Annotated in this window: 18 protein-coding genes and 1 tRNA gene; 15 read left to right on the top strand and 4 right to left on the bottom strand. The window is 36.5% G+C overall.

Annotation, left to right across the window (positions count from 1 at the left end):
• The 5 genes from Bra60_RS03670 to Bra60_RS03650 all read left to right on the top strand — a co-directional run bounded on the left by Bra60_RS03670 (position 1) and on the right by Bra60_RS03650 (position 5,862).
• Positions 1 to 1,356, top strand: coding sequence for a pyruvate dehydrogenase complex E1 component subunit beta (locus Bra60_RS03670; protein WP_078688643.1), 1,356 nt, complete (start codon positions 1 to 3; stop codon positions 1,354 to 1,356).
• Between the two features lie 14 nt (positions 1,357 to 1,370).
• Positions 1,371 to 2,693 carry a pyruvate dehydrogenase complex dihydrolipoamide acetyltransferase gene (locus tag Bra60_RS03665; protein ID WP_078688642.1) on the top strand — a complete coding sequence of 441 codons (1,323 nt, stop codon included), beginning with the start codon at positions 1,371 to 1,373 and terminating at the stop codon, positions 2,691 to 2,693.
• Between the two features lie 207 nt (positions 2,694 to 2,900).
• Positions 2,901 to 4,361 carry a dihydrolipoyl dehydrogenase gene (gene lpdA, locus Bra60_RS03660; protein WP_035007332.1) on the top strand — a complete coding sequence of 487 codons (1,461 nt, stop codon included), beginning with the start codon at positions 2,901 to 2,903 and terminating at the stop codon, positions 4,359 to 4,361.
• 74 nt (positions 4,362 to 4,435) lie between these two features.
• A complete protein-coding gene (lipA, locus tag Bra60_RS03655) occupies positions 4,436 to 5,392 on the top strand; it encodes a lipoyl synthase (RefSeq protein WP_035007334.1) in 957 nt (318 codons plus the stop codon).
• Between the two features lie 8 nt (positions 5,393 to 5,400).
• Positions 5,401 to 5,862, top strand: coding sequence for a type II toxin-antitoxin system RatA family toxin (locus Bra60_RS03650; RefSeq protein ID WP_078688641.1), 462 nt, complete (start codon positions 5,401 to 5,403; stop codon positions 5,860 to 5,862).
• A gap of 15 nt (positions 5,863 to 5,877) precedes the next feature.
• Here Bra60_RS03650 and Bra60_RS03645 read toward each other — a convergent pair whose 3' ends face one another.
• Genes Bra60_RS03645 through rirA form a run of 3 tightly spaced genes read right to left on the bottom strand, consistent with a single transcriptional unit; the run spans position 5,878 to position 8,038 of the window.
• Entirely contained in the window at positions 5,878 to 6,366 is a 489-nt protein-coding gene (locus Bra60_RS03645) for a CinA family protein (RefSeq protein WP_035007339.1), read from the bottom strand.
• The gene (locus Bra60_RS03640) at positions 6,363 to 7,556 is read right to left on the bottom strand and encodes a bifunctional 2-C-methyl-D-erythritol 4-phosphate cytidylyltransferase/2-C-methyl-D-erythritol 2,4-cyclodiphosphate synthase (RefSeq protein ID WP_078692381.1); all 1,194 of its coding nucleotides are present in this window, start codon (positions 7,554 to 7,556) and stop codon (positions 6,363 to 6,365) included. Before Bra60_RS03640 ends, Bra60_RS03645 begins: the two co-directional genes overlap by 4 nt.
• Before the next feature lie 26 nt (positions 7,557 to 7,582).
• A complete protein-coding gene (rirA, locus tag Bra60_RS03635; protein ID WP_035007342.1) occupies positions 7,583 to 8,038 on the bottom strand; it encodes an iron-responsive transcriptional regulator RirA in 456 nt (151 codons plus the stop codon).
• Between the two features lie 171 nt (positions 8,039 to 8,209).
• Between rirA and Bra60_RS03630 the strand changes: the two genes are divergently transcribed.
• The 8 genes from Bra60_RS03630 (at position 8,210) to Bra60_RS03595 (ending at position 19,384) form a co-directional block, all read left to right on the top strand.
• The gene (locus tag Bra60_RS03630) at positions 8,210 to 10,474 is read left to right on the top strand and encodes a sensor histidine kinase NtrY-like (RefSeq protein ID WP_078688639.1); all 2,265 of its coding nucleotides are present in this window, start codon (positions 8,210 to 8,212) and stop codon (positions 10,472 to 10,474) included.
• Positions 10,475 to 10,476: 2 nt separating this feature from the next.
• Complete coding sequence (ntrX, locus tag Bra60_RS03625; RefSeq protein ID WP_078673808.1) at positions 10,477 to 11,835, top strand: nitrogen assimilation response regulator NtrX; 1,359 nt, start codon at positions 10,477 to 10,479, stop codon at positions 11,833 to 11,835.
• A 3-nt stretch (positions 11,836 to 11,838) separates the two neighbouring features.
• Complete coding sequence (gene trkA / locus Bra60_RS03620) at positions 11,839 to 13,215, top strand: Trk system potassium transporter TrkA (protein WP_078688638.1); 1,377 nt, start codon at positions 11,839 to 11,841, stop codon at positions 13,213 to 13,215.
• 9 nt (positions 13,216 to 13,224) lie between these two features.
• Positions 13,225 to 14,031, top strand: coding sequence for a hypothetical protein (locus Bra60_RS03615; RefSeq protein WP_078688637.1), 807 nt, complete (start codon positions 13,225 to 13,227; stop codon positions 14,029 to 14,031).
• 143 nt (positions 14,032 to 14,174) lie between these two features.
• Positions 14,175 to 14,807, top strand: coding sequence for an ATP-dependent Clp endopeptidase proteolytic subunit ClpP (gene clpP, locus Bra60_RS03610; protein ID WP_035007350.1), 633 nt, complete (start codon positions 14,175 to 14,177; stop codon positions 14,805 to 14,807).
• 196 nt (positions 14,808 to 15,003) lie between these two features.
• Entirely contained in the window at positions 15,004 to 16,278 is a 1,275-nt protein-coding gene (clpX, locus tag Bra60_RS03605; RefSeq protein WP_078688636.1) for an ATP-dependent Clp protease ATP-binding subunit ClpX, read from the top strand.
• A 171-nt stretch (positions 16,279 to 16,449) separates the two neighbouring features.
• Positions 16,450 to 18,873 carry an endopeptidase La gene (gene lon, locus Bra60_RS03600; protein ID WP_078689045.1) on the top strand — a complete coding sequence of 808 codons (2,424 nt, stop codon included), beginning with the start codon at positions 16,450 to 16,452 and terminating at the stop codon, positions 18,871 to 18,873.
• Between the two features lie 232 nt (positions 18,874 to 19,105).
• Positions 19,106 to 19,384, top strand: coding sequence for an HU family DNA-binding protein (locus Bra60_RS03595; protein ID WP_035007353.1), 279 nt, complete (start codon positions 19,106 to 19,108; stop codon positions 19,382 to 19,384).
• Positions 19,385 to 19,977: 593 nt separating this feature from the next.
• Here the strand turns inward: Bra60_RS03595 and trmFO are convergent.
• A complete protein-coding gene (gene trmFO / locus Bra60_RS03590; RefSeq protein WP_078698082.1) occupies positions 19,978 to 21,357 on the bottom strand; it encodes a methylenetetrahydrofolate--tRNA-(uracil(54)-C(5))-methyltransferase (FADH(2)-oxidizing) TrmFO in 1,380 nt (459 codons plus the stop codon).
• A gap of 179 nt (positions 21,358 to 21,536) precedes the next feature.
• Here trmFO and Bra60_RS03585 point away from each other — a divergent pair.
• Together Bra60_RS03585 and tig are read left to right on the top strand one after the other, a co-directional pair.
• Positions 21,537 to 21,619 (top strand) — tRNA-Leu (locus Bra60_RS03585).
• 135 nt (positions 21,620 to 21,754) lie between these two features.
• Positions 21,755 to 23,182, top strand: coding sequence for a trigger factor (gene tig, locus Bra60_RS03580; RefSeq protein ID WP_078688634.1), 1,428 nt, complete (start codon positions 21,755 to 21,757; stop codon positions 23,180 to 23,182).
• The last annotated feature ends 19 nt before the right edge of the window (positions 23,183 to 23,201 follow it).

Raw genomic sequence — 23,201 nt, 5'->3', positions numbered from 1 at the left:
ATGCCCATTGATATTTTAATGCCGGCACTTTCGCCAACAATGGAAGAAGGTAAGTTATCTAAATGGCTTAAAAAGGAAGGTGATAAAGTTAGCTCTGGTGATATTATCGCTGAAATTGAAACAGATAAAGCAACAATGGAGGTGGAAGCTATTGATGAGGGTATTGTTGGAAGAATTTTTGTACCTGAAGGTACTGAAAATGTGAAAGTTAATACTGTTATTGCAGTATTATTGGAAGAAGGTGAAAGTGTTGAAAATATTTCACAAACTTTAAAAAAATCACAAGGAGGAGATGCTGCTACTATGCTATCAATTCCTGTACAACCTATTCCTACAATTGCTTCTGATCCTGATATTCCTGTAAATACGGAAATGATTATGATGACAGTGCGTGAAGCGCTTAATCAAGCTATGGCTGAGGAAATGCGGCGCGATGAGACAGTTTTCTTAATGGGGGAAGAAGTAGCGCAATATCAGGGGGCCTATAAAGTTAGTCAAGGTTTATTAGAAGAATTTGGGGCACGCCGAGTTATTGATACACCTATTACAGAGCACGGTTTTGCAGGGTTGGGTGTTGGTGCTGCATTTGGAGGCTTACGTCCTATTGTTGAGTTTATGACATTTAACTTTGCTATGCAGGCGATAGATCAAATTATCAATTCAGCAGCAAAAACTCGTTATATGTCTGGTGGACAAATGTCCACTCCTATGGTTTTTCGTGGTCCTAATGGTGCTGCTGCACGCGTTGGTGCTCAACATTCGCAGTGTTATGCGGCATGGTATAGTCATGTGCCGGGCCTTAAGGTTGTTATGCCTTATAATGCAGCAGATGCCAAGGGTTTGCTTAAAGCTGCTATTCGTGATGATAATCCTGTTATTTTCTTAGAAAATGAAATTCTTTATGGTCATCAGTTTGAAGTTCCAAAGATAGATGATTTTGTTTTACCTATTGGCAAAGCGCGGATCCATAAGCCTGGTAAGGATGTAACAATTGTTTCTTTTGGAATTGGAATGCATTATGCAGTCCAAGCATTGCCAGAAATTGAAAAGCTTGGCATTGACGCTGAATTAATTGATTTACGAACTATTCGTCCAATGGATTTACCAACAATTATTGCTTCAGTTAAAAATACAGGTCGTCTGGTAACAATTGAAGAAGGGTATCCTCAGTCATCTGTTGGCACTGAAATAGCAACGCGTGTTATGCAACAGGCTTTTGATTATCTTGATGCACCAATTGCTACAATTGCTGGAAAAGATGTTCCTATGCCTTATGCAGCAAATCTTGAAAAATTAGCTTTACCAAGTGTTGCTGAAATTGTCGAAGCCGTTAAGGCTGTAACTTATAAAGCATAATTAAGGAGAGCACTATGCCTATTAAGATTACGATGCCTGCGCTTTCTCCTACAATGGAAGAAGGAAATTTATCAAAATGGAATATCAAAGAAGGTGATAAGGTTGCATGTGGTGATGTTATTGCTGAAATTGAGACAGATAAAGCGACTATGGAAGTAGAAGCTATTGATGAAGGAACGGTTGCTAAAATTGTTATACCTGCTGGAACACAGGGTGTTAAAGTTAATAGTTTGATTGTCATTTTAGCAGAAGAGGGAGAGGATTTATCTGAAGCTGCAAAAATTGTAGAAGAATCTTCTTCTGTTGAGATGAAAGAACAAGTCGTTAAACAATCTATGGAAGCAGCAAGTGTACAAGCTGCTCATTCATCAACAAACCAGAAATTAGCAAAACAAAATGGAGATAATAGAGGTCTTTTTGCGTCTCCTTTAGCAAGACGACTGGCAGCTCAGGCAGGGATTGATTTATCACTTATTTCTGGTACTGGTCCTCATAAGCGTATCATTAAGCGTGATGTGGAAAAAGCTCTGAATAATGGTATTGCAAGTTCTCATGCATTGCACATCGATCAGTCAATAATTTCAGGTACCTCTGATAGACAGACTTTGCAACTGTTTAAAGAAAGTGAATATACATTTGCGCCCCATGATAATATGCGTAAAACAATTGCTAAGCGTTTAGTTGCATCAAAGCAGATGGTACCGCATTTTTATGTAACTGTAGATTGTGAATTAGATGCATTATTGGAATTACGTACGCAATTAAATGCTGTAGCTCCAATAGTTGAGATACAAGAAGGTATGAAACCTGCTTATAAGTTATCCGTCAATGATATGATTATTAAAGCTGTAGCACTTTCTTTAAAAGCTATACCTGATGCTAATGTATCATGGCTTGAGGATGGAATGCTGCATCACAAACACTGTGATGTTGGTGTTGCTGTTTCTGTTCCGAATGGATTAATGGTACCAATTATTCGCTGTGCAGAAGAAAAATCTTTGTCAATTATTTCTAATGAAATGAAAGATCTTGCAACGCGTGCTCGTGAACGTAAATTGAGAATAGAAGAATACCAAGGAGGGACAACAGCTGTATCAAATATGGGGATGTATGGCATAAAGAATTTTTCTGCTATTATTAATCCGCCGCATGCAACGATTTTTGCAATTGGTTCAGGTGAGAAGCGTGCTATTATTAAGGATGAAGCATTAGCGATAGCAACAGTTATGTCAGTTACTCTTTCAGTTGATCATCGTGCTATTGATGGAGCATTAGCGGCAGAAGTTGCTCAGACTTTTAAGAAGATAATTGAAAATCCATTAACAATGTTAATTTAATTATTTTTAAATATTGCACTTAAGAGCAGAGAGAATGTGATGGAAATAGCAGATCTCAATAGTTTAATGATGGTTTATAACCTCTTTTGATTTCATATAGCTTTTTCTATAGTACTCGGAGCAGTATACAGGGAAGAGGCTTATTTATTTTTGGTCTAAAGTTTGGATAATACATCCATTTTTGCATATATCCATGGAGGGATTATTGTGGCAGGTCTTTATGATGTAATTGTGATTGGTTCAGGACCAGGTGGATATGTAACCGCGATTCGTGCGGCACAATGTGGTTTTAAGACTGCAATTGTTGAACGTGAGCATTTAGGTGGAATCTGTTTAAATTGGGGATGTATACCAACAAAGGCACTCTTGCGTTCAGCAGAAATGAAACATTTTGCTGAACATGCAAAAGACTATGGATTAAAGCTTAATGGTTCAATAGAAGTTGATATTAAAGGTGTTGTAGCGCGTTCTCGTGGGATTTCAGCCCGTTTAAATACTGGTGTTGGGTTTTTATTGAAAAAGAACAAAATTGATATTATTTGGGGAGAAGCGAAACTAACGAAGGCAGCTAACGGTAATCAACCTGCAGAAATTATGGTTTCTGCATCATCCAAAGAAGTTATGCAGCCACAAAATCCAATTCCTAAAGGAATATTAGGGGAAGGAGCTTATCAAGCAAGGCATGTAATTATCGCTACTGGTGCGCGTCCTCGTGTTCTTCCTGATATTAAACCAGATGGAAAACTCATTTGGACTTATTTTGAAGCTATGGTTCCTCCTGCTATACCAAAGTCTCTTTTGGTGATTGGATCTGGAGCGATAGGTATTGAATTTGCTTCTTTTTACCATGATATGGGAACTGAGGTAACTGTTGTTGAAATGATGCCTCAAATTATGCCAGTTGAAGATATTGAAATTTCAACATTCGCTCGTAAACAGCTGGAGAAAAAGGGCATACGTATTCTTACTGAGGCAAAAGTAATTAAAGTTGAAAAAGCTGCTGATTTTGTTACAACGCATATTAATGTGAAGGATAAGATAGAAACAATAATGGTTGATCGATTGATTTCAGCTGTTGGGGTGCAAGGTAATATTGAAAATCTTGGATTAGAGGCATTAGGTATCAAAACTGATCGTGGATGCATTGTTACTGATGAATGGAGTTGGACAGGAGTGAAAGGAATTTACGCTATTGGTGATGTTGCTGGTCCTCCTATGTTGGCTCATAAGGCAGAAGAGGAAGGTGTAATATGTATTGAACATATTGCTGGTTTAAAGAATGCTCATCCGCTGGATAAAACAAAAATTCCAGGATGCACATATTGTACGCCACAAGTTGCTTCTGTAGGATTTTCAGAAATGGCAGCAAAAGAAGCAGGTTATGATATACGCGTTGGACGTTACTCTTTCTCAGCGAATGGTAAGGCAATTGCTTTAGGAGAAGATCAAGGATTAGTTAAAACTATTTTTGATAAAAAAACAGGACAGCTTCTTGGTGCGCATATGGTAGGGTCAGAAGTGACAGAGCTCATTCAAGGTTTTGTTATTGCTATGAATCTTGAAACAACAGAAGAAGAATTAATGCACACTGTTTTTCCACATCCAACATTATCAGAAATGATGAAAGAGAGTGTATTGGATGCTTATGATCAGGTTTTAAATGCTTAATGATTAGGTTATATGCAAATTTAGATTATGTGATTTTTCATCAACGTTTTATATCTAAAAGACAGAGGTCTTGAATGGTTACGGTGCTTGATAAAGTTACGAGTAGACGTATGCGGCATCCTGAAAAGGCGCATCTTCCCGATACAAGTATTCAGAAAAAACCGAGTTGGATTCGTGTAAAAGCACCAGTATCACCAATATATAAGGAAACACATAATGTGGTGCGTACCAATAAATTGGTTACCGTGTGTGAGGAAGCAGGTTGTCCAAATATTGGCGAATGTTGGAGTAAACGACATGCCAGCTTTATGATTTTAGGTGAAATATGTACGCGAGCTTGTGCTTTTTGCAATGTTGCGACAGGTATTCCATTTGCAGTTGATGATAATGAGCCCGAGCGCATAGCAGATGCTGTTGTGCAAATGGAGTTAAAGCATGTCGTTATTACATCTGTTGATCGTGATGATCTTTCTGATGGTGGTGCACAGCATTTTGCTAAAGTTATTTATGCCATTCGTCAGAAAGCTCCAACGACGACAATTGAAGTATTGACGCCTGATTTTCGGAATAAGGATGGTGCATTGGAAATTGTTGTTGCTGCTAAGCCTGATGTTTTCAATCATAATTTAGAAACAGTGCCATCAAAATATTTAAAGGTCCGTCCAGGAGCACGTTATTTTCATTCGATTCGGTTATTACAACGCGTTAAAGAACTTGATCCAACAATCTTCACAAAATCAGGAATTATGGTTGGTCTTGGGGAAGAGCGGAATGAAGTTCTTCAACTGATGGATGATTTGCGTTCTGCAGATGTTGATTTTATGACAATTGGGCAATATTTGCAGCCTACACGAAAACATCATCCTATTATTCGTTTTTTAACCCCTGAAGAGTTTGAGTCTTTTGCCAAAATTGGTAAAGTAAAGGGTTTTTTACATATGGCGTCTAATCCTTTGACACGTTCATCTCATCATGCAGGAGATGATTTTAAAGCTTTGCAAAAAGCACGTGCTGAAAAATTTTCCCAATAGAGATAATTATGCCGACTTTTACAACACATCGGCAAGTTGCCTATACTGCTCATGAAATGTTTGAGCTTGTTGCCGATATTGAGTGTTATCCTGAATTTTTACCAATGTGTGAATCTTTAGTTATACGTTCTCGGAAGGAACGTGAAGAGAAGACTTTGCTTCTTGCTGATATGACAGTTGGTTATAAGATGTTTCGAGAAACTTTTACAACTCAGGTGTTTCTTCATCCTAAAGAAAATCTTATTGAAGTTAAATATATTGATGGTCCATTCAAATACCTTGAAAATCGTTGGGTTTTTCATGATCTTAAAAATACAAATGCATGTGATATAGAGTTTTTTATTGATTATGAGTTTAAGAGCAAAATGCTTGGGTTGGCTGTAGGATCAATGTTTAGTATTGCTTTTCATAAATTTACTGATGCTTTTGAAAAACGCGCACATCAAATTTATGGTTTTTCAACAGTATGATTTTTCAGTGGAGAGCTATGAGAAATATCTAAGAATAAGATTTAAAGCATTTTCAACAGTTTTATGGCGAATAATATTGCGATCAGAATTCTCAAAACGCATTTCTTGATGCATAGTTGCGTGATTTTTATAAGCTGTCGCACAATGGACAAGTCCTACTGGTTTATTTAAATATGCTCCTCCAGGTCCAGCAATGCCTGTTACAGCAACTGAAATTGAAGCTCGTGAGTATTTCAGTCCACCTTCAGCCATTGCAATAGCAACTTCTTTTGAGACCGATTTATATGTTTTAATAAGTTCAGGGCACACGCCAACAAGATTAATTTTAGATTCATTTGAATAAACAATAAATCCACAGTCAAATACATCTGATGATCCTGCAATGCTGGTAAGATTTGCAGCAATAAGCCCTCCTGTGCAAGATTCTACAGTGGTTAGGAGCAAATTTCTTTCACGACAAGCTTTAAGGACAGTCTTCGCCAGTGTTTCACAAAGGTATGTCATCGTGGAGTTTCTCCCGGATAAATAACTGTAGTAACTGCAAGAGCTGCAATGCCTTCTGCACGACCAATGAAACCAAGCTTTTCATTGGTCGTTGCTTTAATAGAGATGCGATTAGTTGAAAGTTTGAGTATGTTGCTAAGGTTTTCTGTCATTATATGACGATAAGGATTAATTTTAGGTTCTTCAGCAATCAAAGTAATATCCACATTAGCAATACGGCCATCTGCTTGCTTAATTATATTAATGGCATAACGTAGAAAAACTTCCGATGATACATTTTTCCATTGAGAATCAGAAGGAGGAAAATGCGTTCCGATATCTCCTGCTCCTTGAGTTGCTAAAAGAGCATCTGTTAAAGCATGAAGAGCAACATCAGCATCAGAATGTCCACTTAATTTCTGTTTAAAAGGGATTTTTATGCCACACAAAGTGAGATAATCACCTTTTTCGAAAGCATGGACATCATAACCATGTCCAGTACGGATATCAGGGAACATTTGCGTCCTCTTTTGTAAATATGAATAGGCAGTTTCAAAATCTTCTGGCCACGTAATTTTTATATTATTCGGATTTCCAGGAACCGTTCGCATAGGGATTCCAAACCATTCAGCGATTGCTGAATCATCAGTAAAATTTTGTTGGTTAGATTGTCTTGCTTTTTCATGAGCTGCTAAAATGAGTTCAAATGGAAAACATTGTGGCGTTTGTGCAGTATAAAGATTTGTTCGTGGGATTGTATCTAAAACATGGCCTGTGTTACTTAAACGTTTAAGGGTATCTGAGATAGGAATGATGGGGAGTACACCTTCTCGATGATTAACAATAGTATGTATTTGTTCAAGAAGCTTTTTTTCTACAAAGGGACGTGCACCATCATGAATATGAATATATTCTGGTTTGATATTTTTGAGTGCGTTTAGTCCATGTAAAGTGGATATTTGGCGTGTATCACCCCCTTCAACAATGATGAGGTGCTCTTTCAAATCAGCTATAGCGTTTTCACATATTTGACGATCATCTGGATGGATAACCAAAACGATAGTTGTAATAGAGGAGTGTTGTAAAAAACAATTTATAGTATGATAAATAACCGGTTTTTGTCCTAAAATCCGGTATTGTTTAGGGCCATTTTGTGAAGATCCTGCTCTTTTGCTGCGCCCGGCAGCTAATATTATGGCTGCAATAGAAATATCGAGTTTCCTTTTGAAATTTCATTTTAATTAGTGAGTTGTTTGCTTTTTCCTTTATCAATTTTAAATTGAGGTTGAGAGGATAATAATTGTAAATCAGCAATGGATGTTAATGATAATACATCAAAAAAAGAGTCTAAAGCCTTTTTCAATACAATATTTAAACCACAGAAATTTATTAGTGGACAATTACTTGATTGATTATCGAAGCATTCTGCCATGGAAAAGTTATCTTCTGTTATCTTAATAACATCAGCTACTGAAATCTCTGTTGCAGGTTTGGCTAATTTAACACCGCCATTACGTCCTCTTACTGTTTTCATAAAGCCTGCTTCGACTAATGGTTGAAGGATTTTGAATAAAAAAAGTTCAGAAACAGCATATGTGTTAGCAATTTCAGGAATACGGCTTAGTGCTTCTTGATTAGAGGCACAATACATGAGCATCCGGAGTGCATAATTTGTTTGTTTGGTTAATCGCATTGCAAATCCTATGAAATATCCCCTGAATAATATAACCACTTTTAAAGTGACTATGAAAAATGTGGAAGCTCTTTCTTAATTTTAGATTAGTTATATTTTAAATCATAGTATTGTCAATTTTTGACATAAGGATTTATATGAGAGCAGTAAAGAAAGTATTGTAAGGTAATTATGAATACAACATTCGTAACGAATCCCAAAGGTATAGATCAAAATATCTCTAAAGATGAGTCGCGGCGTTTGAACAGTGTGTATACGTTCTTGGGTGTTACAATTATTGTATTAGCTTTGCTGACTGCTTCTATCTCATTTATTATTCTTATTGGATTAACGCCTATTGTTCCCAATAGGGCTGTAACATTATTTTTTATAGCTATTAATAGTATTTGGATTTTGGGACTTATAGTCATTGTCTTGTATGAGGTAATTCCTATTATTCATGCTTGGAGATTAAGGCGTGCTGGTTCGCGTCTTCATGTACGGCTTATTTCTTTGTTTGCGCTTGTTGCAACATTGCCAGCTGTTGCCGTTGCTCTTGTATCTGGGCCTGCTCTTAATCTAGGTCTTGATCGATGGTTTGATACGACGACTCGACAAATTGTAGGTTCTTCTATTGATTTAGCAAATGCTTATGCAGATGAAATGCTTCAAAATTTAAAGAATTTATCCTATGCTATGGCATTAGCACTGGATGATAAAAGACTTTTGGCACGTAATCCAGCTGAATATCGAATGCAATTGACACGTCATGCTGTAGGGCGTAATCTTCGGGGTGTTTTTTTATTAAGCTCAGATGGAACTATTTTTGCATCAAGTGATCTTGGTGATGAGGAACAGCTCCCTATTCCACCACCTTATCTCATTGGTCAAGCAACCAGTGCAAGGCCTTTCTCTTTTCAGCCAGGAGTTCATGATTATTTTGGTATTATTTTGAAATTTAACAATATTTCAAATACATTTTTGTATTTGGTGCGTGATGTTGATCGAAGTGTTTTGTCTGCCTTGCGTTTGACAGAGGTTAATACAGACCGTTATCGTGATTTGAATGAAAATCGGCTACCGACCCAAATTGCATTTGGGATGCTTTATTTATGCCTTTTTTTAAGTTTATTCCTGTCCGCTATTTGGACTGGTATCGCTGTTGCTGATCGTTTGGTGTGTCCTATCCGGCTTCTTATTAGCGCAGCTGATGATGTTGCTTCTGGCAATATGGAAGTTTTTGTACCAGTACGTGCAAGAGATGGGGATATTGGACAGTTGTCAAAGACTTTTAATTATATGGTTAGTGAGCTTAAAAGCCGGCGTAATGAACTGATTGCAGTTCGTGATCAAATTGATGAGAGACGACGATTTTCTGAAGCTGTTTTATCTGGTGTAACAGCAGGAGTGGCTGGGATTGATGTTAATGGCAATATTACAATTATTAATCGGTCTATTGAAACAATGTTTGGTATTCGTTCTGAGCAAGTTATTGGGTGTAATCTTGTACCGTTAAGTTCTGAAATTGGACAGGTTTTTAAGCTTGCTTGTTCATTAGGGCGTAAGAATTATCGTGAGCAAGTGACTTTAAAAGTTGCAGGACAAGAGCGTGTTTGTAATGTGCAAATGACAATGGAAGAAAATGATGGACAGGAACAGTCATGGGTGTTAACAATCGATGATATTACAGATCTTGTAGAAGCGCAGCGCTCATCAGCATGGGCAGATATTGCCCGCCGTATTGCGCATGAAATTAAAAATCCTCTTACACCTATTCAGTTATCAGCTGAGCGTATTCGTAGACGTTATAACAAAATTATCACACAGGATCGAGAAGTTTTTGATCAGTGTATTGATACGATTATTCGGCAGGTGGGAGATATTGGGCGTATGGTCGATGAATTTTCTTCTTTTGCACGTATGCCGAAACCGCAAATGCGTATTTTAGATATACGGGAATTATTGCATGAAGCCTGTTTCTTGATAGAAGTTACTCGTCATGATATTCATTTTGAGAAAGATTTAGGAAATGTACCGCTGATAGGTGCGTTTGATAATCGTCTTATTGTTCAGGCTTTTGGCAATGTTATCAAAAATGCGAGTGAAGCAATTGATGCTGTGGCGCGAGAAAAAAGTGTTTGCGGTCATATTCTGATACGCTCTTATCGTCAAGAAGAGTGTTTAGTTGTTGAGATTATTGATAACGGTAAAGGATTTCCTAAAGAGCAAAGACATAAATTATTAGAACCTTATATAACAACGCGGGAGAAGGGCACAGGGCTGGGGTTAGCCATTGTACGTAAAGTCATTGAAGATCATGGTGGTTACATGGAATTGCATGATGCGTTAGAAAATTTTTATGAAGGCCGTGGTGCAATGATTCGCATGGTATTTCCAGTCGATAAAACAGAGTATAAAAGCGTTACACAGAGCACAAATCATGAGATAGGTGAGTAAAGATGGTATCAGATATCTTAATTGTTGATGATGAAGCCGATATTCGTGAACTTGTTGCTGGTATTTTGGATGATGAAGGTTATGAAACGCGTGTTGCATGTAACTCTGATGAAGCATTAACACAAATTAGTGAACGTGTTCCAAAGTTAATTTTTTTAGATATTTGGTTACAAGGAAGTCGTCTTGATGGTTTAGCGTTGTTGGATGAAATCAAAGTTCAATATCCTTCTATTCCGGTGATTATGATTTCCGGTCATGGTAATATTGAAACAGCTGTTTCTGCTATAAAACGGGGAGCATATGATTTCATTGAAAAACCTTTTAAAGCTAGCCGACTCCTATTAGTTGCAGAGCGGACTCTTGAAAATTCACAATTAAAGCGTGAGCTTTCAGAATTACGAGAGCGGTCAATTGAAACACCGGAATTACTTGGAACATCTAATGTTATGAAGCATTTGCGCCAAGTCATAGAAAAAGTAGCTCCCACTAACAGTCGGGTTATGATTGTTGGTCCTTCTGGTTCAGGAAAAGAGATGGTTGCTCGCTCTATTCATGCACTTTCAGCGCGTTCTAATGGCCCGTTTATTACAATAAATGCTTCAACAATTACTGCTGAAAGAATGGAAATAGAATTATTTGGTAGTGAATTGGAAAGAGAGGAGCGCAAGATTGGTGCATTAGAAGAAGCGCATGGCGGAGTCTTGTATATTGATGAAGTTGCTGATATGCCGCGTGAAATTCAAAATAAGTTTCTTCAGGTATTAACGAATCAGACATTTGAAAGAGTTGGTGGCACAAAACGTGTAAAAGTAGATGTTCGTGTCATTTCTTCTACAGCGCAAAATCTTGAGCGTCTCATTGCTAATGGACAATTTAGAGAAGACTTATTTCATCGACTTTCGATTGTTCCTATTGTTGTTCCACCGCTTTCTGCACGCCGTGAAGATATCCCAGAACTTGTACATCATTTTGTTAAAAAGATATCGCAGCAAGTTGGTATTAAACCTCGTGAAATTAGTAATGATGTTATAACTATTTTGCAAACGCATACTTGGCCGGGTAATGTGCGTCAGTTACGCAACAATATTGAACGCTTATTGATTCTTGTGCGTGACGATGATGGACCAATAACAAAAGAATTACTTCCTGCTGAAGTTAATGATTCTATCCTCCATATTCAAATGGATACAGATAAAAATATAATGGATTTACCACTACGTGAAGCACGAGAGTTATTTGAAAAAAGGTATTTGATGACACAGATTGAGCGTTTAGGCGGAAATATATCACGTACTGCTGAATTTATAGGTATGGAGCGCTCAGCTTTGCATCGTAAGCTTAAGGTGCTTGGAGTTTCATAAGTTATGCATGTTATTATTTGTGGAGCAGGGCAGGTTGGTTATGGGATAGCAGAACGTCTTGCTGCGGAGAATCATGATGTTATTGTTGTTGATACCGAAGCAAAATTAATTGAAAAAATTCGTGATACATTAGATGTTAGATGTATCATTGGTCATGGTTCAAGGCCTGAAGTTCTTTTGGCAGCAGGTGCTGATGAGGCTGATATGTTGATTGCGGTGACTTTATTTGATGAAGTCAATATGGTAGCCTGTCAAGTAGCACATTCATTATTTAATATTCCAACTAAGATAGCCCGTATTCGCTCACAATCATATTTAGAACCACGTTATAAGAATCTTTTTGCAAGAGAGAATATTCCTATTGATGTGGTTATTTCTCCAGAAGTTGAAGTTGGGGAAATGGTTTTGCGTCGTATTACTTTGCTTGGAGCTATAGATGTTCTTTATTTTTGTAATGATGCTGTTGTTGCGTTAGCTTTAGAATGTATGGAGGACTGTCCGGTTATTAATACGCCTTTACAGCAACTAACAGAGCTTTTTCCTGATTTACAAACAACCGTTACTGCTATTAAACGTGGTTCAGAATTATTAATCGCGTGTTCAGATACACAATTACGCGTTGGTGATATCATTTATCTTGTTTCAGCTCGTGATCAAGTGCGTCGTGCACTTAGACTTTTTGGTCATAAAGAACAAGAAGCACATCGTATCATTATTGTAGGTGGTGGTCATATTGGTCTTTATGTGGCTCAAGCTATTGAAAAGCGATTACATAAAATAAAGTTGAAGATTATAGAAATAGATAAAGAAAGAGCACTAACTATTGCTGACCAACTAGAAAAAACAACTGTTTTATATGGTAATGTTCTAGATCCAGTTATTCTTCAAGAAGCTGGCATTGGTCAAGCTGATTTAATGATTACGTTGACCAATCAAGACCAGGTGAATCTCTTGAGCGCTATTATAGCTAAAAGATTAGGATGCAAGGCCAACATGGTGTTGATTAATAATGTGGCTTATCAAGAATTTAGTCGTGCGGTTGGTGTGGATGCATATTTTAATCCTCGAAGTGTAACTGTATCAAAAATTTTACAACGAATGCGTCGTGGACGTATTCGCGCTGTGCATTCTGTTTTTAATGGTGCTGCGGAAATTATTGAAGCTGAAGCAATGCAAACATCTTTATTAGTTGGTAAACCGTTGAGAGAGCTTAATTTACCAGAGGGTTTGAGAATTAGCGCTATTTATCGTGATGAGACAGTCATACAGCTTTCAGGAGATACACGTATTTTGCCTGGTGATCGGGTAGTAATTTTCGCTCTTGCTGATAGTGTGCGTGATGTTGAACAATTATTTCGTGTAAGCTTGGAATATTTTTGATAGATTATTATGGATATTTGTACTTTTTGGTATGGAAAACAATTGAGACTAGTTGATTGGTTGTGTTTGTCATCAATGGTTAAGGTTGGTCAGCGTGTTAAGCTTTTCAGCTATGAAAAAGTGGAGAATATACCTGTTGGTGTTGAATTGCATGAAGCCGAGTCAATTTTGCCTCATTCAGTATTTTATCGTCTTGATCCCAATTTTCCTGATTATGAACCTTGTCGTACAATTGTTCAATTTTCAGATCTTTTTCGCATTATGTTAATGAAATATGAGAAAGGGGTTTGGTTAGATACGGATGTTTATCTTGTTAAACAGTTCCATCCAGAAGTAGGTCAGGTTTGGTTAGCAAAAGAAAACGCTGCAAGAGTAGGAGTCTCTGCACTTTATTTACCACCTGATAACCCTATTATAAAAGCATTTGAAGATTATTTGGCGGGTGTAGAGATTATTCCTCATTGGTTAGGTTTTAAACGTCGTGTTTGGATGCCATTTTTGCTGAGAAGAAGGAAATTGCCGGTTTTACCGGGAAGGATTGGAATTACTATATTTGGTAATGATGGTATTTCACGGTTAGCGAAAAAGAATGGTTTTTTTCAAGAAGCAAAGGAGAAAAAAACTTTTTATTATTGGACAGGACGAAAAGCTGAAAGAATTTTTGATCCAGCTTTTGGTGTTGAACCAATGAGAGATCCAAACTTTATAGGATTTCATATTCACAGAAAGGAAAAAACAATTCAGAAACCTCAAGAAGGAAGCTTTTACCATTGGGCAGTATCACGTATTTCTGGTGCTCAGAGTTTATTTGAGTAGGTATTATTATCATTTTAACTATTAATATTTTAATCTTACTGAAGCATAATTGATTGTGACTTGCGTCAGAGAGCATTGTTGGCCTATGGATAGGCTGTTAAAAATGTAAATGCCAATTCTTAGTTATTAATGGAAGTGAAGATATGAGTGATCCAGTAAAAAAAGTCTTAAGTTTAGTTCCTATGGTTGTTGAACAAACTAATCGTGGTGAGCGAGCTTATGATATTTTTTCTCGTCTTTTAAAGGAGCGGATTATTTTTATTAATGGTCCTGTTGAAGATAATATGGCAATGCTTGTTTGTGCACAGTTGCTTTTTTTAGAGGCCGAGAATCCTAAAAAAGAAATTAATCTTTATATCAATTCTCCAGGTGGCGTTGTGACATCCGGTATGGCGATTTATGATACTATGCAATTTATTCGTCCTTCTGTTTCTACTTTGTGTATGGGACAAGCTGCATCTATGGGATCATTACTTTTGACAGCTGGGGCAACAGGTCGCCGTTTTGCCTTACCGAATGCACGTATCATGGTGCATCAACCTTCTGGTGGTTTTCAAGGACAAGCTTCAGATATTGAACGGCATGCGCAAGATATTATAAAGATGAAACGGCGTTTGAATGAAATTTATGTTCAACATACAGGGCAGAGTTATGAGGTGATTGAAAATACTCTTGATCGCGATCATTTTATGACAGCAGAAGAATCTAAACAGTTTGGTTTGATTGATGATGTTATACAATATCGTGCAGAAACTGAAAAAGAAGAAAAAGATTAAGAGTTTTTATAGAAAAGGCAGTTAATTTGTGAAGCGTATAAGAATTGCCATTAAAATAGCTATTTTTAAAAATACGATCTCGTAAAAATAATAAAGAAAATTACCTAAAGATATTATGTATGTTTTTAATTGTAGTTAAGAAAAATTACCTTTAAATGGATAAAATATTCATATATCGCAGTGAAAGGAAAGTGAAATGAGCAAAACTAGCAATAGCGAGAGCGAATCGAAGAATACTCTCTATTGCTCATTCTGCGGCAAAAGCCAGCATGAAGTGCATAAGCTTATTGCAGGGCCTACCGTATTTATCTGCGATGAGTGTGTAGAGCTTTGTATGGACATTATTCGTGAAGAAAATAAATCTTCTGGAGTTAAGGCGCGTGATGGTGTTCCTACTCCGCAGGAAATTCTAACAGTTCTTGATGACTATGTTATTGGTCAACGTCATGCAAAGCGTGTTCTTTCTGTTGCTGTTCATAATCATTATAAACGACTTGCTCATCAATCTAAGAGTAGTGATGTTGAATTAGCAAAATCAAATATTCTTCTTGTTGGACCGACAGGATGTGGTAAAACATATTTAGCGCAAACCTTGGCACGTATTGTTGATGTGCCCTTTACTATGGCAGATGCAACGACTTTAACTGAAGCAGGCTATGTTGGTGAAGATGTTGAAAATATTATTTTAAAGCTACTTCAATCTGCTGATTATAATGTTGAACGTGCGCAACGTGGTATCGTATATATTGATGAAGTTGATAAAATCTCTCGTAAAGCTGATAATCCCTCAATTACAAGAGATGTTTCTGGTGAAGGTGTTCAGCAAGCGCTATTAAAGATTATGGAAGGGACAATAGCGTCGGTTCCTCCGCAAGGAGGGCGTAAGCATCCACAGCAAGAATTTCTTCAGGTTGATACAACGAATATTCTGTTCATTTGTGGAGGAGCTTTTGCTGGTTTAGAGAAAATTATTTCAGGACGTGGTGAAAAGACTTCAATTGGTTTTTCTGCTGCTGTTAAGGCTCCTGATGAGCGTCGTGTTGGTGAGATATTCCGTGATTTAGAACCTGAAGACCTTATTAAATTTGGTTTGATACCGGAGTTTATTGGTCGCCTTCCTGTTATAGCGACTTTGGAAGACTTAGATATTTGTGCGCTTGTTCAAATTTTATCACAACCCAAAAATGCGTTAGTGAAACAGTATCAACGTCTTTTTGAAATGGAAAATGTTCAGTTAGTTTTCCATGAAGATGCTTTACGTGTTATTGCTAAAAAGGCTATTGAACGTAAAACTGGTGCACGTGGTTTACGCTCTATTATGGAAAGGATACTTCTTAACACTATGTTTGAATTACCGGCTCTTATAGGTGTTCAAGAAGTGGTGATTTCTAGCGATGTAGTTGAAGGCAAGGCTTGTCCTCTCTACATTTATTCAGATCATATAGAAAATAAAGAAAATGTATCAGCGTGATCTATAATATAAATTTAGCTATTGTGTTATTTTTGTATAGATATTTTGTATATAACAGCGTAATTACTTGATTTATTGGTCCATAATTATCATTTCAGTTATTGTAGAGAGTTGGCTTTTTAAAGAGTGACTTGTATTATGAGCGAGTCAGAGGCTCTAGAAAGGAAAAATATGCAATATATTGATGAAAAGACAGGCGAGGAAATAGAGGGGTTTTACGCTATTTTGCCACTTCGTGATATTGTTGTCTTCCCGCATATCATTGTTCCGCTTTTCGTAGGCCGAGAAAAGTCGATTTGTGCTCTTGAAAAGACAATGGTAATGGATAACCAGATATTACTGGTTACGCAAAAAAATGCTTCTGATGATGATCCAACTTCAGAAGGTCTTTATGATGTTGGTACTATTGCTAAAATTCTTCAGCTTTTAAAACTCCCCGATGGAACTGTAAAGGTTTTGGTTGAGGGGACTGCACGTGCAAAAATTAACCAATTTATTGAGAATGATGATTATCTTCAAGCTTATGTAACTATCGCAGAGGAAACTAAAGATGATGATGTTGAAATCAAGGCTCTTTCTCGGTCAGTGATTTCTTATTTTGAAAATTATGTAAAACTAAATAAGAAAATTTCTCCTGAGATTGTCAGTGCTGTTAGTCAGATTAGTGATCCTTCTAAACTTGCTGATACTATTGCATCCCATTTAGTTATTAAACTTGCAGAAAAACAAGAAATACTAGCACTATTGCCTATACGTAATCGTCTTGAGCGTGTACTTTCTTTTATGGAAGGAGAAATTTCCGTTTTGCAAGTTGAAAAGCGTATTCGTTCACATGTCAAACGGCAGATGGAAAAGAATCAACGGGAATATTATCTTAATGAGCAGTTAAAGGCTATTCAGAAAGAATTAGGGGCAGGTGATGAGGGGCAAGATGAACTATCTGAACTAGAAGAGCGTATCAGAAAAACTAAGCTTTCGAAAGAAGCGCGAGAAAAAGCTGGGGCAGAGCTCAAAAAATTACGTAATATGTCTCCAATGTCTGCAGAGGCAACAGTTGTACGTAATTATCTTGATTGGCTTTTAGCTATTCCTTGGAATAAAAAATCAAAAATTAAAAATGATCTTAGTTTTGCTGAAAAAGTTATGGACAATGAGCACTTTGGTCTTGAAAAAGTCAAAGAGCGAATCATTGAGTATCTAGCAGTGCAGAGCAGATCATCAAGAATACGAGGTCCTATTATTTGTTTGTTAGGCCCTCCTGGTGTTGGAAAGACATCCCTTGCGCGTTCTATTGCAAAGGCAACGGGTCGGGAATATGTTCGTATTTCATTAGGAGGTGTTCGTGACGAGGCTGAAATTCGTGGGCATCGCCGAACTTATATTGGTTCTATGCCTGGAAAAATTATTCAGTCTATGAAAAAAGCAAAAAAATCTAATCCGCTTTTTTTGCTTGATGAGATTGATAAAATGGGACAGGATTTTCGTGGAGATCCTTCATCAGCTTTATTAGAGGTTCTTGATCCTGAACAGAATGGTACATTTATTGATCATTATTTAGAAGTAGAATATGATCTTTCCAATGTTATGTTTATTACAACTTCTAATACACTGAATATTCCAGGTCCATTAATGGATAGGATGGAAATCATTCGTATTGCTGGTTATACTGAGTGTGAAAAGATGGAGATTGTTAAACGGCATCTTTTGCCAAAAGCGTTAAAGGATCATGCTCTTTCTAAAAGAGAATTAAGTGTTTCTGATGATGCAATAAGATCAATTATTCAATTTTACACGCGTGAGGCTGGTGTTCGGAATCTTGAGCGTGAGTTGATGAAAATAGCACGTAAATCAGTTACAAAAATTCTTAAGACTGATCAAAAGTTTATAGAAATTAGGGATGATAATATTAATGATTTCCTAGGTGTTAAGCGTTATCGTTTTGGACAAATTGATGGTGAAAACCAAATTGGCGTTGTTACAGGGCTTGCTTGGACTGAAGTAGGTGGGGAGTTGCTAACCATTGAAGGCGTTATGATGTCAGGTAAAGGTAAGATGACTGTAACTGGTAATTTACGCGATATTATGAAGGAATCAATTTCTGCAGCAGCGTCTTATGTGCGTTTTCGTGCTGCTGATTTTGGTATTGAGCCCCCATTTTTTGATAAACGTGATATTCATGTTCATGTTCCGGAAGGTGCTACACCTAAGGACGGGCCATCAGCGGGGATTGCAATGGTAACAGCAATTGTTTCAGTGTTAACAGGGATACCTGTTTATAAAGATGTTGCTATGACTGGTGAAATTACTTTGCGTGGATGTGTGTTACCGATTGGTGGATTAAAGGAAAAACTGCTTGCGGCTCTTCGAGGGAAAATCAAGAAAGTACTTATTCCTGAAGAAAATGCGAAGGATCTGGTTGATATTCCAGATGATGTCAAAAATAACATGGAAATTATTCCGGTAACTCATATAAGTGAAGTTCTTAAACACGCTTTGATTCGTTTTCCCGAACCTATTGAATGGACAGAATCTTCCACAATATCTGAAACTGTTAAACCAGAAAGTGATAATGAGGGAATGTTAGTTGCGCACTGATTCACATTATGCGCTATAATTATGCTATAAAAAGCACAAAAGAGCCATTTAGGAAGTTGTAATTTTGTCTATTTTAGAGAGATAATGAAAAAATTCCGTGAATAACTACGATTATTTCTAAAAAACAATGCATTGAGGAAAAATAGCACTTCTGTTTCCTGTACTTTTCAATAAAATTACTTATAGCTGATTAAATTTTATTACTCGGCAATATAGGGAAAGGAAATGTTTAATGAATAAAAGTGAATTGGTTAATTCAGTTGCTGAAAAAGCAGGTATCTCGAAAGCTCAAGCTGGCGCTTCTGTTGATGCTTTTATTGCTTCTGTTACAGAAGCTTTAGCTTCAGGAGGTGATGTTCGTATTCCAGGTTTTGGTTCTTTTGAAGTTTCTCATCGTGCTGCTACAAAAGGACGAAATCCTTCAACGGGTGCTGAAATCACTATTCCTGCACGTTCTGTACCTAAATTTTCTGCAGGAAAAAGTCTTAAAGAAGCTGTTAATAATAAATAATTCAAACTACTTTTTAAAAAACCGGTTTATAAATAAACCGGTTTTTTTTAGAAATGCTTAGAAATAGTTAGTACATGTTTGTGAGATACATTGTTTAGCTTTGTGGGTGAAATATAAGAACTGTGTGTTAATTTATGTAGTGGGAATTCAAGTAATCACTCGAGTATTTATGTTAAACAGTAATTGAGATAATATCTATTTAATTATTTTTATCATTATCATAGCTGTTTTTAGTTAATTGATAATTTGCTTCTTAATTTTTTGTGTAAAAAAGCGTAGATGTTTCTACTAACGTTATTAATGTTGGATAGTGTATCTAACTGACAAGTCGTGTTCTTTCATTTATTATATTAAAATATTTAGATAAGTTATTGTTAAATATTGTTTTTATAATAATAGAAATATATTATTTAGAGTATTAATATTTATATAATTACGACATTTTCTTTTTATAGCGAATTATAGTGAAAAATGAGACATGTGTTAACAAAATGAACAATCTTAAATTATTTTTTAGCAATAAACTAAATTACTTAATAGATCAAAAATTAGATTAGCGAATGTAGTAATTATAATCAAATACAATAGTTCAGTTAAAAACTATTTTTTAACCATTGAATACAATCGTTTAAAGCTTGTTCAATTATAGCTTGTTTTTTTTCTTTATGTGATCGTTTTTCTAAGTCATTGGTCGAAATAATAGGCGGAAAAAGGCCAAAATTGATATTCATTGGCTGGAAGGATTTTTTTCCTTTTTCGATAGTAGCAATATGACCACCAGTAATATGATTCAATAGAGCTCCAAATGCTGTAGTTTTGGGTGGTAAAGAAGGGCAAGCATGATTATATTCAGCAGCAGCAAAACGTCCAGCGAGCAATCCTATCGCTGCTGATTCTATGTAGCCTTCACAGCCTGTAATTTGTCCAGCAAAACGCAGTTGTGGTTTTTGTTTTAAACGAAGACTTTCATCAAGAAGGATTGGTGAATTGAGATATGTATTGCGGTGAAGGCCACCAAGGCGTGCAAATTCTGCTTTTTCAAGGCCAGGAATCATTCTAAAGATGCGTGTTTGCTCACTATATTTCAATTTTGTTTGAAAGCCGACCATATTGTAAAGCGTACCCAGCTTGTTATCTTGACGTAATTGTACAATAGCATATGGTTTGATTGTAGGGTGATGAGTATTGGTGAGCCCCATAGGTTTCATAGGACCATGTCTTAGAGTTTCAAGTCCACGTTCAGCCATTACTTCGATTGGTAAGCATCCATCGAAATAGGATATATTTTCAAATTCACGAAATTCTACTTTCGCTCCACTTATCAATGCTTCAACAAAAATTTTATACTGTTCTCGATCAAGAGGACAATTAAGATAATCTTTTCCTGTTCCTTCAGGACCAATTTTGTCATATCGAGATTGGTACCAACAAATGTCCATATTAATACTTTCAGTATAAATAATGGGTGCAATAGCGTCAAAAAAAGAAAGCGCTTCTGTTCCAGTTATTGCTTGTATTGCTTGAGAAAATTCTGGTGTGGTAAGAGGACCAGTGGCAATAATAACATTATGCCAGTTTTCGGGAATCTCATGAATTTCTTTGCGTTGTATGGTTATAAGAGGATGTTTTTCAAGTGTTTCTGTAACAGTTTTTGAGAATTCATCACGGTCAACAGCAAGTGCACCTCCAGCTGGTACTTTATTACTATCTGCAGCCTTCATGATTAAAGATTTGGCTAATCGCATTTCAGCATGTAAAAGTCCTACAGCATTTTTTGATGCATCATCTGAACGAAATGAATTTGAACAGACGAGCTCTGCAAGTTTATCTGTTTTATGAGCATCAGATTTTCTTTTTGGGCGCATTTCATGCAAGACAACAGGAATTCCTAATTGAGCAATTTGCCAACTTGCTTCACTGCCTGCAAGACCGCCGCCGATAATATGGATTGGAGTTTTTGATTTATTTAACATGAATTACTTTTTAGTGTAAGGAGTCCTTTTTGAAAAGGATGAATTTTATCTCTATAATTTTGTGAAAAGAATTATTTATTGAGTTAATAAAGGATACCCATTTGCTTTTTTTCTTTAATTGGTTGGAATTGAATGCTATAGAAACGCCGCTGACATGAAGTTTTTGTTTATAAATTTGAGCGGATGTGGCGAAATTGGTAGACGCACCAGATTTAGGTTCTGGCGGGAGACCGTGGGGGTTCGAGTCCCTCCATCCGCACCAAAGTAATAGCTTTAAGCGCTACGGATAGCTGTGTATACGAAGTCCGTTTATCTAGATCTAGCATTTAAAGTGTTAGAATTATTGTTGTTATTGGAGTAGGTTTATCTATCTCCTCAGAGAAATAAAGGTTGTTCGATGCAAGTTACTGAGATGCTTAACGAAGGACTGAAGCGCGAAATTAAGATTGTGGTTCCAGTGAAAGATTTGGAAGCAAAATTAAATGAACGGTTGGATGATACCAAAGGTAAGATCAAACTTAAAGGATTCCGTCCGGGTAAGGTTCCATCTGATCATCTCCGAAAAATGTACGGTAAATCTTTTATGGCTGAAATTCTTAATGAGATCATTAACGATGCTCCGCGTTCTATTTTAGCGGAGCGTAATGAATATTCAGCAATGCAACCGCAAATTGATATAGATGAAGATAAAAAAGTTATAGATGGTAAGGCTGATTTTGTTTTTAGTTTGAGGTACGAGGTTTTGCCAAAATTTGAGGTTAAAGACTTCAAAAATATTGAAATCGTTCGCGAAGTTGCTGATATACCTGAACAAGAAGTTGATGAGCAAGTAACGCGGATTCTTTCTTCTACTCGTAGTTATTCGCAAAAGAATGGTCCTTCAAAAGAAGATGATCGCATAACAATTGATTATTTAGGGAAAATTGATGGCGTCCCATTTGATGGTGGTTCTGATAAAGATGCACAACTGATTCTTGGTTCGAAACAGTTTATTCCTGGTTTTGAAGAGCAATTAATTGGTTTAAAAGCAGGTGATGTAAAAACAATTTCTGTTAAATTTCCTGATGATTATAGTGCTGCGCATTTAGCTAGTAAAAATGCAGAGTTTGATATTACTGTTAAAACTGTTGCTAAACCGGATGAATTGAAAATTGATGATGAAGCAGCAAAAAAACTTGGTTTAGAGTCTCTTGATCGCTTACGTGAAGTCGTTCGTGGACAGGTTGAAAGTCGATATGGTTCTATGACACGTCAAAAAATTAAGCGACAAGTTCTTGATGCTTTAGATGCAGATTATAGTTTTGATATTCCTGAACAACTTTTAGAGATTGAATTTAATAATATATGGAATCATATCAATGAAGATTTAAAAAGGATGGGCAAAAGTTTTGAAGATGAGGGCATCACAGAGGAACAAGCGCGAGAAGAATATCGCATGCTTGCGAAGCGTCGTGTTCGGCTTGGTTTAGTACTTTCTGAAATTGGTACAAAAGTTGGAGTTCAAGTAAGTGAAGATGAATTAAAGGCTGCAGTTTTTGAACAAGTTCGCCAATATCCTGGACGAGAAAAAGAAATGATGGATTTTTTCCGCCGCACACCAGAAGCTGTTGCTAATCTGCGTGCTCCAATCTTTGAAGAAAAAGTTATTGATTATTTGCTTACACAGATAAAAATAACAGATAAAAAAGTGACAATTGAAGAGTTGATGAAAGAATATGATGAAGCAGGTTTAACTGACAAGACTTCTGCCAAGAAAAAATCGGCAGTAAAAGAAAAAGGTATAAAAAAGGCTTCAACTAAAAAGAAAATCTCTAAAACAAGTTAAAATTTATGCTAATAAAATA

The sequence above is a fragment of the Bartonella sp. Raccoon60 genome (genome assembly GCF_002022585.1).
GTDB classification, from domain to species: domain Bacteria; phylum Pseudomonadota; class Alphaproteobacteria; order Rhizobiales; family Rhizobiaceae; genus Bartonella; species Bartonella rochalimae.
This window is presented reverse-complemented; position numbering and strand designations above follow the sequence as displayed.

Excerpts from the sequence above, each read along its gene's own strand:
- tig (WP_078688634.1), top strand. The coding sequence starts at position 21,755 with ATGCAAGTTACTGAGATGCTTAACGAAGGACTGAAGCGCGAAATTAAG.
- clpX (WP_078688636.1), top strand. The coding sequence starts at position 15,004 with ATGAGCAAAACTAGCAATAGCGAGAGCGAATCGAAGAATACTCTCTAT.
- Bra60_RS03595 (WP_035007353.1), top strand. The coding sequence starts at position 19,106 with ATGAATAAAAGTGAATTGGTTAATTCAGTTGCTGAAAAAGCAGGTATC.
- clpP (WP_035007350.1), top strand. The coding sequence starts at position 14,175 with ATGAGTGATCCAGTAAAAAAAGTCTTAAGTTTAGTTCCTATGGTTGTT.
- Bra60_RS03665 (WP_078688642.1), top strand. The coding sequence starts at position 1,371 with ATGCCTATTAAGATTACGATGCCTGCGCTTTCTCCTACAATGGAAGAA.
- Bra60_RS03645 (WP_035007339.1), bottom strand. The coding sequence starts at position 6,366 with ATGACATACCTTTGTGAAACACTGGCGAAGACTGTCCTTAAAGCTTGT.
- Bra60_RS03615 (WP_078688637.1), top strand. The coding sequence starts at position 13,225 with ATGGATATTTGTACTTTTTGGTATGGAAAACAATTGAGACTAGTTGAT.
- trmFO (WP_078698082.1), bottom strand. The coding sequence starts at position 21,357 with ATGTTAAATAAATCAAAAACTCCAATCCATATTATCGGCGGCGGTCTT.
- trkA (WP_078688638.1), top strand. The coding sequence starts at position 11,839 with ATGCATGTTATTATTTGTGGAGCAGGGCAGGTTGGTTATGGGATAGCA.
- Bra60_RS03650 (WP_078688641.1), top strand. The coding sequence starts at position 5,401 with ATGCCGACTTTTACAACACATCGGCAAGTTGCCTATACTGCTCATGAA.
- ntrX (WP_078673808.1), top strand. The coding sequence starts at position 10,477 with ATGGTATCAGATATCTTAATTGTTGATGATGAAGCCGATATTCGTGAA.
- Bra60_RS03630 (WP_078688639.1), top strand. The coding sequence starts at position 8,210 with ATGAATACAACATTCGTAACGAATCCCAAAGGTATAGATCAAAATATC.
- rirA (WP_035007342.1), bottom strand. The coding sequence starts at position 8,038 with ATGCGATTAACCAAACAAACAAATTATGCACTCCGGATGCTCATGTAT.
- lon (WP_078689045.1), top strand. The coding sequence starts at position 16,450 with ATGCAATATATTGATGAAAAGACAGGCGAGGAAATAGAGGGGTTTTAC.
- lipA (WP_035007334.1), top strand. The coding sequence starts at position 4,436 with ATGGTTACGGTGCTTGATAAAGTTACGAGTAGACGTATGCGGCATCCT.
- Bra60_RS03670 (WP_078688643.1), top strand. The coding sequence starts at position 1 with ATGCCCATTGATATTTTAATGCCGGCACTTTCGCCAACAATGGAAGAA.